Annotated in this window: 15 protein-coding genes; 7 read left to right on the forward strand and 8 right to left on the reverse strand. The window is 72.9% G+C overall.

Features of this window, described 5'->3' with window-relative positions; genetic code table 11:
* Nucleotides 1-11 precede the first annotated feature (11 nt).
* The 3 genes from ASG76_RS13620 to ASG76_RS13630 are packed head-to-tail and all read right to left on the reverse strand — an operon-like array spanning nucleotide 12 to nucleotide 2,600.
* On the reverse strand, nucleotides 12-1,160 hold the full coding sequence (locus tag ASG76_RS13620) for a GNAT family N-acetyltransferase (protein ID WP_157559111.1): 1,149 nt from the start codon (nucleotides 1,158-1,160) through the stop codon (nucleotides 12-14).
* On the reverse strand, nucleotides 1,142-1,747 hold the full coding sequence (locus tag ASG76_RS13625; protein ID WP_235529605.1) for a TMEM165/GDT1 family protein: 606 nt from the start codon (nucleotides 1,745-1,747) through the stop codon (nucleotides 1,142-1,144). The genes ASG76_RS13620 and ASG76_RS13625 overlap by 19 nt, the downstream gene beginning before the upstream one ends.
* A gap of 16 nt (nucleotides 1,748-1,763) precedes the next feature.
* The gene (locus ASG76_RS13630; RefSeq protein WP_056604166.1) at nucleotides 1,764-2,600 is read right to left on the reverse strand and encodes a prephenate dehydratase; all 837 of its coding nucleotides are present in this window, start codon (nucleotides 2,598-2,600) and stop codon (nucleotides 1,764-1,766) included.
* 68 nt (nucleotides 2,601-2,668) lie between these two features.
* Between ASG76_RS13630 and ASG76_RS13635 the strand changes: the two genes are divergently transcribed.
* Nucleotides 2,669-3,061, forward strand: a complete 393-nt coding sequence (locus ASG76_RS13635; protein ID WP_056604169.1) for a DUF4446 family protein — start codon at nucleotides 2,669-2,671, stop codon at nucleotides 3,059-3,061.
* 100 nt (nucleotides 3,062-3,161) lie between these two features.
* Here the strand turns inward: ASG76_RS13635 and ASG76_RS13640 are convergent, their stop codons facing one another.
* Complete coding sequence (locus ASG76_RS13640) at nucleotides 3,162-4,739, reverse strand: YegS/Rv2252/BmrU family lipid kinase (RefSeq protein ID WP_056604178.1); 1,578 nt, start codon at nucleotides 4,737-4,739, stop codon at nucleotides 3,162-3,164.
* 59 nt (nucleotides 4,740-4,798) lie between these two features.
* On the opposite strand from ASG76_RS13640, the gene serS reads away from it, so the two are divergent.
* From serS to ASG76_RS13660, 4 genes are read left to right on the forward strand one after another with little or no spacing between them, the layout of a single operon-like run.
* Nucleotides 4,799-6,064: a serine--tRNA ligase gene (serS, locus tag ASG76_RS13645; RefSeq protein WP_056604182.1), complete on the forward strand. Its 1,266-nt coding sequence runs from the start codon at nucleotides 4,799-4,801 to the stop codon at nucleotides 6,062-6,064.
* Nucleotides 6,057-6,896, forward strand: coding sequence for an HAD family hydrolase (locus ASG76_RS13650; protein ID WP_056604186.1), 840 nt, complete (start codon nucleotides 6,057-6,059; stop codon nucleotides 6,894-6,896). Before serS ends, ASG76_RS13650 begins: the two co-directional genes overlap by 8 nt.
* A 1-nt stretch (nucleotide 6,897) precedes the next feature.
* Nucleotides 6,898-7,716, forward strand: coding sequence for a Cof-type HAD-IIB family hydrolase (locus ASG76_RS13655; RefSeq protein ID WP_056604191.1), 819 nt, complete (start codon nucleotides 6,898-6,900; stop codon nucleotides 7,714-7,716).
* Nucleotides 7,717-7,726: 10 nt separating this feature from the next.
* A complete protein-coding gene (locus ASG76_RS13660) occupies nucleotides 7,727-8,299 on the forward strand; it encodes a hypothetical protein (RefSeq protein ID WP_056604194.1) in 573 nt (190 codons plus the stop codon).
* 96 nt (nucleotides 8,300-8,395) lie between these two features.
* On the opposite strand, the gene ASG76_RS13665 is transcribed toward ASG76_RS13660, so the two are convergent.
* The 4 genes from ASG76_RS13665 to ASG76_RS13680 are packed head-to-tail and all read right to left on the reverse strand — an operon-like array spanning nucleotide 8,396 to nucleotide 11,004.
* Entirely contained in the window at nucleotides 8,396-9,028 is a 633-nt protein-coding gene (locus ASG76_RS13665; protein WP_056604197.1) for a bacterial proteasome activator family protein, read from the reverse strand.
* Nucleotides 9,029-9,063: 35 nt separating this feature from the next.
* Nucleotides 9,064-10,029: an NAD(P)H-quinone oxidoreductase gene (locus ASG76_RS13670; protein WP_056604200.1), complete on the reverse strand. Its 966-nt coding sequence runs from the start codon at nucleotides 10,027-10,029 to the stop codon at nucleotides 9,064-9,066.
* Between the two features lie 4 nt (nucleotides 10,030-10,033).
* Nucleotides 10,034-10,357: a DUF6457 domain-containing protein gene (locus tag ASG76_RS13675; protein ID WP_056604203.1), complete on the reverse strand. Its 324-nt coding sequence runs from the start codon at nucleotides 10,355-10,357 to the stop codon at nucleotides 10,034-10,036.
* A 59-nt stretch (nucleotides 10,358-10,416) separates the two neighbouring features.
* On the reverse strand, nucleotides 10,417-11,004 hold the full coding sequence (locus ASG76_RS13680) for a molybdenum cofactor guanylyltransferase (RefSeq protein ID WP_056604205.1): 588 nt from the start codon (nucleotides 11,002-11,004) through the stop codon (nucleotides 10,417-10,419).
* Nucleotides 11,005-11,055: 51 nt separating this feature from the next.
* Here ASG76_RS13680 and ASG76_RS13685 point away from each other — a divergent pair, with 51 nt between their 5' ends.
* The gene (locus ASG76_RS13685) at nucleotides 11,056-11,823 is read left to right on the forward strand and encodes a carbon-nitrogen hydrolase family protein (RefSeq protein ID WP_056604208.1); all 768 of its coding nucleotides are present in this window, start codon (nucleotides 11,056-11,058) and stop codon (nucleotides 11,821-11,823) included.
* Nucleotides 11,824-11,834: 11 nt separating this feature from the next.
* Nucleotides 11,835-13,064, forward strand: coding sequence for a hypothetical protein (locus tag ASG76_RS13690; protein WP_157559112.1), 1,230 nt, complete (start codon nucleotides 11,835-11,837; stop codon nucleotides 13,062-13,064).
* The last annotated feature ends 16 nt before the right edge of the window (nucleotides 13,065-13,080 follow it).

Genomic DNA, 13,080 nt, shown 5'->3' on the forward strand with positions numbered 1-13,080 from the left:
GTGCGGTGGACTCAGGCCGACGCGGCCCGCCACTCGTCGCGGAGGATGGCGTACTCGTAGGAGCTGGTCCACGTGCCCTTCGACCAGAAGTCGGCCACCCGGTCGACCTCGCGCCGCATGCCGAGGCGCTCGCAGAGGGCGGCGGAGCGCTCGTTGCGGGCGTCGAGGTTGGCCACGACGCGGCGCAGGCCGTAGTGCTCGAACGCCATGCGCAGCACCTCGCGGGCTGCCTCGGTCGCGAACCCGCGCCCGGCGTGCTGGGGCAGGACCGTCCAGCCGATCTCGCCCTCGCTGAGACCCGTGCCCTGCAGGTGCAGCATCGAGTCGCCGACGACCTCGCCGTCGTGCTCGACGACGAGGCCGACGAACCTCCCGTCGCCGGGCTGCGTGCGACGACGCACCATCTCGTGCACCTCTGCGCGGTTCATCGCGCGGCTGAGCAGCAGGCTGGTCCACTCCTCCGACGCCCACGCCTCGACGTAGGCCTCCGCGTCTCCGGGCTCGTGGGGGCGCAGCAGCAGCCGCTCGGTGCGCAGCGGCCACACGGGCGGCACCGGGGTGAGGAACTCCGCGCGCGGGCCGTCGACCCACCGCTCACGGTCGGTGGGGCCGCCGAAGCGCAGCCGGTCGTACGCCGTCATCGGCAGCAGCAGCGTGTCGAGGCCCGGCACCCCGAGCACGCCGTCGACCGCCTCGCCGAGCATCCCGCGCCCGGTCGGGTCGTGCGGGTCGCGGCGCAGCAGGTCGAGCGCGGCGGCGGCCTCGGCGATGCGCTCGGTCCGCTGCCGGATGCGCACCGGGGTGACCTCGCGCAGGCAGACGTGCTGCCCGGACAGGTAGTGCACCCACTCCTGCTCGCCGGTCGCGGGGTCGTCGGGCCAGAACGCGACGAACCACCTCCGCAGCCGCTCGACGCCGCCGGCCACCTCGGCCAGCTCGCCGTGCGCGGGCGGCACCATGGGCGTCTGGTCGCCGAGGACGTACGACGGCAGCGGCAGGTGGTCTGCGAGCATCAGCTCCAGCGCCTCGGAGGTGGCGGGCACGAAGTGCTCGCGCACGTAGGCCTCGTCGTCGGGGCCCATCGGGTGGTCGCCGTTGACCGCGACGTAGCGGTCGTGGACCGCCATCACGAGCCGAGGGCTCAGCGCGTCATCTCCCACACGGTCAAGACTGCCATCAGGACGCAGACCGTGGCACCCACGTAGTGCAGGACCGACTCCTTGACGTGCTGGAGCAGCACGCGGCCGACGATGACGGCGAGGCCGGAGACGGCCAGCAGCGCGCCCCACGCGCCGATGAAGACCGAGACGGGGTCGTCGTACTTCGCGACGAGCGAGATCGTGAGCAGCTGCGACAGGTCGCCCCACTCCGCGGCGAAGAGCACCAGGAACGACGTCACCACGACCTTGAGGCCGTGGGCGGTGGCGTCGGCCTTGGCGGCGTACTCCGCCTCCTGCTCGGCCTCGTCCTCGTCGGCCGAGCGGGCCTCGCGCACGAGGATGACCGCGCCGATCGCGAACATCAGCGCGGCGACGGTGTGGATGACCTGCTCGGGCAGGAACGACGCGGCCTTGCCGATCCCGATCGCGACCCCGGTCTGCACCAGGAAGGCCAGGCCCACGCCGATCCAGACGAAGAGCGGGCGCATCTTGGTCGACATCACCAGCGTGGCGATGAAGGTCTTGTCGGGCAGCTCGACGACGAAGATGGCGCCGAAGGAGAGGGCGACGACGAGGAGATCGATCACCGGGGAAGTGTGTCAGTCACTCCGCGCGGAAGGCGTCGGCGGGGTAGACCCCCAGCACCTTGACCTCGGTGGTGAAGAACGCCAGCTCCTCCAGCGCGTTGCGCACGCCCGGGTCGTCGGGGTGGCCGTCGACCTCGGCGAGGAACTGGGTGGCGGTGAAGTGCCCGCCGACCATGTAGCTCTCGAGCTTGGTCATGTTGACGCCGTTGGTCGCGAAGCCGCCGAGCGCCTTGTAGAGCGCGGCGGGCAGGTTGCGCACGTTGAAGATGAACGTCGTCACGACCGGCCCGACGCCCGCGGGCGCCTGCTCGAAGTCGCGCGAGAGCACCACGAAGCGCGTGGTGTTGTGGTCCTCGTCCTCGATCTCCTCGCGCAGCACCTGCAGGCCGTAGATCCCGGCGGCCAGCGGCGGCGCGATCGCGGCCTGGGTGAGGTCGCCGGCCTCCGCGACCTCGCGGGCGGCGCCGGCGGTGTCACCGGCGACGACCGGCGTGAGGCCGAGCTCGCGGATGACGCCACGGCACTGGCCGAGCGCGTGGACGTGGCTGTGGACGGTGCGCAGCGAGTCGACGGTGGCCCCGGGGAGCGCCATCAGGGAGAACTGGATGCGCAGGAAGCGCTCGCCCACGATGTGCAGGCTCGAGGTGGGCAGGAAGTGGTGGATGTCGGCCACGCGGCCCGCGATCGAGTTGTCGATCGGGATCATCGCCAGGTCGGCGTCGCCGTTCTCCACGGCCGCGAAGGCGTCCTCGAACGACGCGCACGCCCACGGCTCCCAGTCGGGGTAGGCCTGCTGGCAGACCAGGTGGGAGTTGGCCCCGGGCTCTCCCTGGTAGGCGATGCGGCGGCTCACCGGGCGAGTGTGTCACCTCCCGTCGTGTCCGGCGGGCCGTGACCGCCGGGCGAACATAGGGTCACCCCATGCTCGCCGTGCTCGCCGTCCTCCTCGCCGCGCTGGCCTGCGTGCTCGCCGGCCTCGCCCTGCGTCGTACGACGTCGCGCCCCGGCGGCGAGGGCGTCGACGCGCTGCCCGAGGACGTGCACGGCCTGCGGCAGGAGGTCGCTGCCCTCAAGGCCGAGAGCTCCGACGCGCTGCGGCACCTCTCGGTGGTGCGCTACGACGCGTTCGGCGACGTCGGCGGGCACCTGAGCTGGAGCCTGGCCGTGCTCGACGACGCCGGCAACGGCGTGGTGCTCACCTCGATCCACGGCCGCAGCGAGGCCCGGACCTACGCCAAGTCGGTGGCCGGCTGGACCTGCGAGCAGCAGCTCTCGCCCGAGGAGGACGAGGCGATCGAGCACGCCCGCCCCTGAGCGGAGGCCGGGTGCTGTAACGCCGGGTTGGGTCTTGTTCTACCCATGTCCTACGGGGGTGCCTACAAGCACCAACCCGGCGTTACAAGGGGGGGGTACGTCAGCGCGGGACGCGCACCAGCAGCCGCCCGTGGATGCACTCCATCCACAGCTCGCGGCCCTCGCCGATCGAGTCGCCGTCGAGCTGGCGCGGGGTGTCGGTCGACGCCCTGACCCGCACCCGCGAGCCGGTGCGGCGGTCGAGCGTCTCGTCGACGATCGTGCTCTTGCGCAGCACGCGCATCGCCACGGTGATCCACGACAGGAACTGGCGCGGGTGGATGATCACCACGTCGAGGATGCCGTCGTCGATCGTCGCGTCGGGCAGGAGCGGCATCCCGGCCTGCAGGAAGCCGACGTTGCCGACCACGACGGTGCGCGCCCGGTGCACCGAGGGCTCCTCGTCGTCGATCTGCACCTCCACCTTGATCGCGGGGAACATCAGCGACTTCAGCCCCGAGACGACGTAGGCCACCCAGCCGATCTTCTTCTTGATGTCCTCGTTGACGCCCTCCATGATCGCGGCGTCGAAGCCCATGCCGGCCATGACCATGAAGTGGGTGTCCTCGATGCCGTCGCCGCCCACCTTGACCAGGTCGATGGCGCGGTCCTGGCCGTTGAGGGCGACGTCGATCGCCGAGCGCAGGTAGAGCGGGACGTCGAGGTTGCGGGCCAGCAGGTTGCCGGTGCCGGCCGGGACGATCCCGACGGGGATGCCGGTCCCGGCGAGCTCGGCGCACACCTCGCGCACCGTGCCGTCGCCGCCGCAGACGATGACCAGGTCGGCGCCCGAGACGGCCGCCTTCTCGGCCATCCCGGTGCCGGGGTCCTCGATCGTCGTGTACTGCCAGGTCGGCTCCGACCAGCCGGACGCCTTCGCCATCTCCGACACGATCGCGCGGAACTGGCCCACGTCCTCGACCTTGATCGGGTTCAGGATCACCGCGAGCCGGCGCTCGGAGGTGTAGACCTCCGGCAGCGGCTCGGCCTTCGCGGCCGTCGACCGCGGGCGCGGGTCGATGAGGGCCAACGCCAGGAAGTAGACCGTCAGCGCCAGCAGGGAGCCGGCGATCACGTCGGTCGGGAAGTGCCGCCCCAGCAGCACCCGGTCGAGGCACACCGTCAGCCACCAGACCACCGCCAGCGCGATGCCGAGACGGCGCAGGCTCGCCCGGCGCACGAACAGCACGATCAGCGTCACCAGGACCGCCGCGAACGCGGCGGCCGACGACGCGTGGCCCGAGGGGAAGCTGAACGAGTTGAGCGGGCTGAAGTCGGTGCCCTGCCACTCCGGCCGGTCGCGGCCCAGCCAGGTCTTGAAGAACGTCGTCGCCAGGGAGGTGGCGATCATCACGACCGCGGCGAGCAGCGCTGCCCAGCGCTGGCGTCGTACGACGAGCGCGAGCACGAGCAGCACGGTCAGGATCGTCATGCCGAGGGTGCCGAAGAGCTCCTCGATGAGTCGCAGCGTGTCGAGGGCGAGCCGCGAGTTGTCGGCCCAGTCCTCCAGCGCCCGTCCCTCGACGTCGAAGCCGTCGAGCGGGGCCCGGTCCTGGGTGACCGAGTAGGCGAGCACGGCGTAGAGCACACCGAAGAGGAGCGCGAGCACCACGCTGCGGCGGCGAGAGGGGGGAGTCACCCGCGCAGTATGCCCAAACCGAATCGTCGGCCCCACGCCCATCCGGCTAGCCTTTCACCGTGATCGACCCCCGCCTGCTCCGTGACGACCCCGACCGCGTGCGCGCCGCCCAGGCCAAGCGCGGGCTGTCCGCCGACGTCGTGGACCGCGCGCTGGAGGCCGACACCGCCCGCAGGCAGGCGATCGCCGACTTCGAGTCGAAGCGGGCCGAGCAGAAGGCCAGCGGCGCCCGTGTCGCCAAGGCGCAGGGCGAGGAGAAGCAGGCCCTGCTCGCCGCGGTCAAGGACCTCGCCGCCGGGGTCAAGGCCGCCGAGGCCGCCCGCAACGCGGCCGAGGCCGCCTGGGACGAGGCCATCAGGGCGATCCCCAACCCGGCCGCCGACGAGGCACCGGCCGGGGGTGAGGACGACTTCGTCGTGCTCGAGCACGTCGGCACGCCCCGCGAGTTCGACTTCGAGCCGCGCGACCACATCGAGCTCGGCAAGATGCTCGGCGCGATCGACCTCGAGCGCGGCGCCAAGGTCAGCGGCTCGCGCTTCTACTTCCTCACCGGCATCGGCGCCCAGCTCGAGCTTGCGCTGGTCAACATGGCCATGGACCAGGCGCGCAACGCCGGCTTCACCCAGGTGATCGCCCCGTCGCTGGTCAAGCCCCGCGCGATGGAGGGCACCGGCTTCCTCGGCCAGGCCGCCGACGACGTCTACCGCATCGAGGGCGAGGACCTCTACCTCGTCGGCACCAGCGAGGTCGCGATGGCGGCCTACCACTCCGACGAGATCCTCGACGCCGCCGCGCTGCCGCGCCGCTACGCCGCCTTCAGCCCGTGCTTCCGCAAGGAGGCCGGCTCGCACGGCAAGGACACCAAGGGCATCATCCGGGTCCACTGGTTCGACAAGGTGGAGATGTTCGTCTACACCACCGTCGAGGAGTCCTACGCCGAGCACCAGCGGCTGCTGGCGTGGGAGAAGGAGTTCCTCGACCGGCTCGAGGTGGCCTACCGCGTCATCGACGTGGCGGCCGGTGACCTGGGCCTGAGCGCCCAGCGCAAGTTCGACTGCGAGGTGTGGATCCCCACCCAGGGCAAGTTCCGCGAGCTGACCTCGACGTCCAACTGCACCGACTTCCAGTCGCGTCGCCTCGACATCCGCACCCGCGTGGACGGCCAGACCGTCCCGGTCGCCACCCTCAACGGCACGCTCACCGCCATCACCCGCACGATCGTGGCGATCCTGGAGACCCACCAGAACGAGGACGGCTCGGTCACCGTGCCGCAGGCGCTGCGTCCCTACCTCGGCGGCCTGGAAGTGCTGAAGCCCCTTGTCTGACTGGCAGCCCCGCGTCGTCGCCCTCGACATCGACGGCACCCTGCTCAAGTGGGTCGACGGGCAGACCGAGGACTACGAGACCGTCTCCCGCGACGTCTACGACGCCGTGCACCGTGCGCTCGACACGGGCGCGCACGTCGTGCTGGCGAGTGGGCGCTCGCCCCACGGCATGACCCGCATCGCCGACCTGCTCGACATCCCGCGCGAGGAGGCCGACCAGCTGTGGGTCGTGGCGTCCAACGGCGCGGTGGTCTTCCGCTACCCGCCGATGGAGGTCGTCCACGAGGAGACCTTCGACGCCGCCCCCGCCGTCGCCGCCGTGCTGGAGCACCACCCGCACGCGCTGGTCGCCGTCGAGGAGCGCGAGGTCGGCGGATACCGGGTCAACCGGGTCTTCCCCGACGGCGAGCTGTCCGGCGCCCAGATCATCACCCACGTCGACGACATCGTCGGCGAGCCGGTGAGCCGTGTGATCGTCCGCGACCCCGAGGCGACCGCCGACGACTTCCTCGAGCTCGCCGGCAAGCTCGGGCTGCACGGCACCGACTACGTCGTCGGCTGGACAGCCTGGATGGACCTGTCGCCGGTCGGCGTCTCGAAGGCCTCAGGTCTGCAGCACGTGGTCGACAAGATCGGGCTCACCCCCGACGACGTGCTCGCCATCGGTGACGGCCGCAACGACATCGAGATGCTGCGCTGGGCCGGCCTCGGCGTGGCGATGGGCCAGGCCGTCGACGAGGTCAAGGCCGCAGCCGACCACGTGACCGCGACCGTCCACGACGAGGGCGCCGCCGTGGAGATGTCGCGCTGGTTCCCGCCCGCCGGCGGCTGAGGTGCCCCCTCGCGCTCCCCGCCTGGTCGCCACCGACCTCGACGGCACCCTGCTCCACTCCGACGGCACCGTCACCGACCGCACCCGCGCCGTGCTCGCCGAGCTCGACGCCCGCGGCGTACCGGTCGTGTTCACCACCGGGCGGCCCATCCGCTGGATGGAGGAGCTGTGGGACGACGTGGGCGGCCACGGGCTCGCGATCTGCAGCAACGGCGCCCTGGTGTACGACGTCGCGCGCCGGCAGGTGCGTGACTTCCGGGCGGTGCCGCGCGAGGTGGGCGTGTCGATCGCCCAGCAGCTGCGCGCGGCCGTGCCCGGCACGCACTTCGCGATCGAGCACACCGCCGGCTGGGCCAGCGAGGTCGACTTCCCGCGCCACCCCGACGACCGCGCCGAGCGCACGAGCGGCGAGCTGTCCGACATCTTCCGCGACGACGTGGTGAAGGTCCTCGCGGTGCACCGCGACCTCGAGCCGGAGGAGTTCTGGCGCCAGGTCGAGACCGTGGTGGGCGACCAGGTCGTCACCACCTGGTCGTCGTCCTTCGCCCTGGTCGAGATCAGCGCCGCCGGCGTCACCAAGGCCTCGACCCTCGAGGCGCTCGCCGCGGAGATGGGCGTGGTCGCCGCCGAGGTGGTCGCCTTCGGCGACATGCCCAACGACCTGCCGATGCTCGAGTGGGCCGGCACGTCCTACGCCATGGCCAACGCCCACGGCAGCGTCCGCGACCTCGCCGACCACCTCGCGCCGAGCAACGACGACGACGGCGTGGCACGGGTGCTCACCGACCTCTTCGGCCTCTCCGCCGCCCCCTCTCGCTAGGCTGCCCGCCATGATCCGTGCCGCCCGCCTCGCCGCCGTGCTGCTGCTCGCGTGCCTCGGACTCGTCCTCACCGTCAGCTCGCCCGCCTCCGCCGCGTGCACCTGCAAGCAGGGCCAGCTCGAGCAGCAGGTCAAGCGCGCCGACGCGATCTTCATCGGCACCATCGACAAGGTGGAGCCCGCCGGCAACGACTACACCTACGACATCACCGCCTCGCGCGCCTACCAGGGCTCGCCCGAGCGCTCCACGCAGGTCTTCTCCGCCGGTGGCAAGAGCGCCTGCGGCCTCGGCGAGCTCTCGGTCGGCACGACCTACGTCTTCCTCGCCACCGGCACCGCCGCGCCCTACGACGCCGACAGCTGTGGCGGCACGAGCGTGGCCAACCCGACCAAGGTCGCCAAGATCGAGAAGCTGCTCGGCGAGGGCACCTCGGTCGAGCCGCCCCCGCCGCCGAAGGCCGTCCTGACCAAGGTCGAGGACTCCGCGCCGCCGGGCTTCGCGCGCGCGGCCGCTCCCGGGGCCGCTGCCGCGATCATCGGCCTGCTCGGCCTCGTCGTCGTACGCCGTCTCGCGCGCCACTGAGGTCGCGCATCACACCGCTGCCGACGTAGTCCGTGTCAAAAGGGCTGCTTGGACCCGGGTCAGGCAGCCCACTTGATACGGACTATCGCGCGGGCGTCAGAGGTACATGCCGCCGCTCGAGCTGCCGGACTCCGGGCCCTCCTCGGAGGGCATGGTCGGCATCCCCATCGGCTGCTGGTGCGGGGCGTGGCCGGAGCCCGCCGGCAGCGCGCGGCGCATCTGCTCGAGCTGGGCGCGCGAGGCCATCTGCTGGGCGTAGATCGCGGTCTGGATGCCGTGGAAGAGGCCCTCGAGCCAGCCCACGAGCTGGGCCTGGGCGATGCGCAGCTCACCCTCCGAGGGCGTGCCCTCCTCGGTGAAGGGCAGCGAGAGCCGCTCGAGCTCCTCGACCAGCTCGGGCGCGAGGCCCGACTCGAGCTCCTTGATGGAGGCGGCGTGGATCTCCTTGAGGCGCTGGCGGCTGGCCTCGTCGAGGGGAGCGGCCTTCACCTCCTCGAGGAGCTGGCGGATCATGCTGCCGATCCGCATCACCTTGGCCGGCTGCTCGACGAGCTCGGTGATGTGACGCTCGCCGTCACCGTCGGACGAGCCGTCGGACGCGTCGGCGGCCGCCTGGGCCATCGCCGGGACGGCGCTCGCCGGGATGGTGCCGATCGGCTGTCCGTCGGGTCCGATCACGACGACCTGGTCCTCGGACGCAGGGGTCCCGGGCTGCGGCTGCTCGCTCATGCGACCCACCCTAGGACCCGACCCGTGAGGCGCCCTCAGAGCGTGAGGACGATCTTCCCGGAGTGGCCGCCGTCCTCCATGAGCTGGTGGGCGCGCGCGACGTCGTCGAGCGGCATGGTGGTCTCGACGACGGGGCGCACCTTGCCCGAGGCGACGAGTGGCCAGACGTTCTCCACGACCCCGCAGCAGATGGCCCGCTTCTCCTCCAGCGGCCGCGCGCGCAGCGAGGTCGCGGTCACCGAGGCCCTCTTGCGCAGCAGCGCCTGGATGTCGAGCTCGCCCTTGGTGCCGCCCTGGAAGCCGATGATCACCAGGCGGCCGCCGGTGGCGAGCGCGGAGACGTTGCGACCGAGGTACTTCGCGCCCATGTTGTCGAGGATGACGTCGGCACCCCCGGCGTCGGTCAGCACCTCGACGAAGTCCTCGTCGCGGTAGGAGATGGCGGTGGCGCCCAGGGAGCGGCACAGCTCGAGCTTCTCGGGCGACCCGGCGGTCGCGAACACCTCGGCGCCGCGGGCCGCCGCCAGCTGGATGGCCATGGTGCCGATGCCGCCGGCCCCGCCGTGCACGAGGAACCGCTCGCCCCTCGCGAGGTGGGCGGTCATGAAGACGTTGGACCACACGGTGGCGGCGACCTCGGGCAGGGCTGCGGCCTCGACCAGGGAGACGCCCGACGGCACCGGCATGACCTGTCCGACCGGCACCGCGACGCGGGCGGCGTACCCGCCACCGGCGAGCAGCGCGCACACCTCGTCGCCGACCGCCCAGCCCTCCACGCCCTCGCCGAGCTCGGCGATGCGGCCGCTGCACTCGAGGCCGATGGTCTCGGGGGCGCCCGGCGGCGGGGGGTAGAAGCCCTGGCGCTGCAGGGTGTCGGCGCGGTTGACCGCGGTGGCGACCACGTCGAGGAGCACCTCGCCCGCAGCGGGGCGCGGGTCGGCGACCTCGCCGACGGACAGGACCTCGGGGCCACCGGTGCCGGTGGTCACGACAGCACGCACGTGATCAGTCCTCGTAGAGGTCGGTGGAGTGGTCGACCGTGGAGTCGTCGGGCACCTCGTCGTCGACGTCGTCGGGGTCGGGCGCGTCGGCCGGGCGGTCCCATCCCTCGGCCAGCTGCTGGGCGCGCGCGGCGAGCCGCTCGACCGTCTCGGGGTCGGCGGCGCCTGCGCCGGCGGCGTAGCCCAGCAGGTACGTCGTGATGGGTGCCGCGGTCTTCTGCACGTTCTGCGCCGCCGTGCGGGCCAGGTCGAGGACGAGGCCCTCGTCGAGCTCCGTCTCGACGTCGAGGACGTCGCTGAGCTCGTCGATCCAGTCGTGGAGGTTCACCCCCCCAATGTCTCTCACCGTCCGGGGCGGCGGCAAGGCCACCCGGGCTCGGGCGCGGGTCAGTCGCCGCGGCCACCGAGGTCGCGCAGGTCGGTCCACGAGTCGATGTCGACGGCCTCGTCGCCGATCGCCGGCACCTCCGCCAGGCGCAGCGGGGCGAGCAGCCGGTGCAGCGCCATGCTGTGCTGCCCCTCCAGCTCGGGGCGTACGTCGTCGAGGCGGGCCGCGTCGAGCACCCCCGCCAGCTGCCGGCGACCGTCGGCGCCGACGAGGAACGCCCCGTCGTGGCCGCGCGCCGCCTCGCGCAGGCGCCGCATCGTCGCCGCCCCCACCCGCGGCATGTCGACCGCCAGCACCCCCACCATCCGAGGCCGGCGCAGCAGCGCGTCGACGCCCGTGAGGAGGCCGGCGACGGGCCCCCCGCGCGGCGGGTCCTCGCACACGGTGGTCACCGGTCGGTCGGTCGGGACGCTCGTCGGGGCGACCACCACTACCTCGTCGGCGTCGATGAAGGCGTCGAGGGCGTGGGCGAGCAGCGTGCGGCCGTCGAGCTCGACGCTCGCCTTGTCGATGCCGCCCATGCGCGCAGCTGTCCCGCCGGCGAGGACGACGCCGCTGAAGCCGCCCGCGGTCAGGTCGAGGTCCATGCGGTCATCCTCCCAGCCCGCGATGGCGTCGTCCTCTGGCAGTCTGGGCGGATGAGCGAGCAGCTGCGCGTGCGCGTCCACCAGTGGGCCAGCGGGCTCGACCCCGCGGCCAACCGGGAGCGGCTGGTGCGCGAGGTGGGCGCCGGGGCCGACCTCGTCGTGCTGCCGGAGGCCTTCGCACGCGACTTCGGCGAGGCCGGCTCCGACGTGAGCCCCTACGCCGAGCCCCTCGACGGACCGTTCGCCGACGCGGTGGGCCGGGTCGCCGACACCACCTCGTGCACGGTGGTGGCGGGCATGTTCGAGACCTCGCCCGACCCCGCGCGGCCGTTCAACACCCTCGTCGTCGCGGGCGCGAGCCGGGCGGCGTACCGCAAGATCCACCTCTACGACTCCTTCGGCTACCGCGAGTCCGACCGCCTCACCGGTGGCGCCCCCGAGCCGGTGGTCGTCGACGTCGAGGGCTGGAAGGTCGGCCTGATGACCTGCTACGACCTGCGCTTCCCCGAGCTCGCGCGGCGCCTGGTCGACGCCGGAGCCGAGGTGCTGGTCGTCCCCGCCGCGTGGCTGCCGGGCGAGCGCAAGGTCGCGCACTGGCGCACGCTGCTCGCGGCCCGCGCCATCGAGAACACCTGCTTCGTCGTCGCCGCCGCCCAGCCCGAGCCGCGCTACTGCGGCCACTCCACCGTCGTCAGCCCGCTGGGCGACGTGCTCGCCGAGGCAGGTGGTGCGGAGGAGACCTTCGACGTCACCCTCGACCGTGCCGCGCTCGAGACGGCCCGGCGCACCAATCCGTCCCTGGCCAACCGTCGGCTGTAACCTCCTGCGACGTGTCTTCCCCCACCTCCGACAGCCCGCGCGGGTCCTCCCGCGGCAAGCGGGCTGCCGAGCGGCCGCCCTCGCGGCTGCGCCGGGCCCGGAGGCCCAGGCCGGCCCCCGAGGTGACGCCGGACGTGACGCCGGAGCAGACGGCGGAGGTCACGCCGGAGGCGGCACCGGAGCCGGTCGTCGCGGAGCCCGCAGCCGGGCGCACCCTCACCACCGACTTCCCCGACGGCCCGCGCCGCTCGCTCCTCGCGCTGTGGTTCGGCGTCCTGGTGCTGGGCACCGCCGCACTCGGCTGGGCGGCGCTCAACGGCCTCTTCCAGGAGAGCCAGCAGCTCAGCCAGATCGGACCGGTGCCGGGGTGGCTCGACGGCGCCGGCGCCGTGGCGGTCGTGACCGCCCTGTCGTGGCTGCTGGCCACCCGCACCGCCGGTCGTGCCATCGTCTCGGCCGGGCTGGCCCTGGCGCTCGGTGTCGCGAGCCTGCTGGTGGGCGGGAAGGTGCTGCCGACCGGCGCCTCGGTGATGACCTGCGTCGTGGGCAGCGTCTACGCCGTGATGGTGACCGTGCCCGCGGTGACGTGGTGGAAGGCGGTGCGCGAGGCGCTGATCGCCGTGCTCGTCGCCGCGGTCACCGCGTTCGCCGCCGTGGGCTTCGAGCCGACCGTCGCGACCGAGCGCTTCGACCTCGCGGCGCTCTTCCTCGCGCTCGGCCTGGCCTTCACGATCGTCTACCGCCTCGGCGCCGGCCTCCACGGCCTGGGCCGGCGCGGGATGTTCGTGGTCGCGGCCGGCCTCGCCGTCCTCGTGGTCACGCTGGCCTACGCCGAGCTGCTGCGGCGCTACGGCGCCCAGTCGTTCGTGTCGTCGGTCCTCGACTTCGCCGACTGGACCGCGGCCCGCATCGGTGCGTTCCCGCGCCCGCTGGTGGTGCTGCTGGGCATCCCGGCGCTGGTGTGGGGCACCCACCTGCGCGCCCGCCGCCGGCAGGGCTGGTGGGTGTGCGCCTTCGGTGTGGCCGCCACGGTCCCGCTCGCGACGGGCCTGGTCGCCCCGGACAGCTCGTACGTCGAGGCGGCGCTGCGGGCGGCGTACTCCCTCGTGCTCGGGCTGGTCATCGGCTACGTCCTGATCCGCGCCGACCTGGCGCTCACCGGCACCAAGGGCCGCGGCGGCCGGCGGGCCGAGGAGGCCGGACCCCACCGCCCCGAGCCGCGTCGCTTTGCCGAGCTGTGAGGGCGCGCCCGGGCCG

Source organism: Nocardioides sp. Soil774, from assembly GCF_001428125.1.
Lineage (GTDB): Bacteria > Actinomycetota > Actinomycetes > Propionibacteriales > Nocardioidaceae > Nocardioides.

Excerpts from the sequence above, each read along its gene's own strand:
- ASG76_RS13660 (WP_056604194.1), top strand. The coding sequence starts at position 7,727 with ATGATCCGTGCCGCCCGCCTCGCCGCCGTGCTGCTGCTCGCGTGCCTC.
- ASG76_RS13665 (WP_056604197.1), bottom strand. The coding sequence starts at position 9,028 with ATGAGCGAGCAGCCGCAGCCCGGGACCCCTGCGTCCGAGGACCAGGTC.
- ASG76_RS13680 (WP_056604205.1), bottom strand. The coding sequence starts at position 11,004 with ATGGACCTCGACCTGACCGCGGGCGGCTTCAGCGGCGTCGTCCTCGCC.
- ASG76_RS13685 (WP_056604208.1), top strand. The coding sequence starts at position 11,056 with ATGAGCGAGCAGCTGCGCGTGCGCGTCCACCAGTGGGCCAGCGGGCTC.
- ASG76_RS13635 (WP_056604169.1), top strand. The coding sequence starts at position 2,669 with ATGCTCGCCGTGCTCGCCGTCCTCCTCGCCGCGCTGGCCTGCGTGCTC.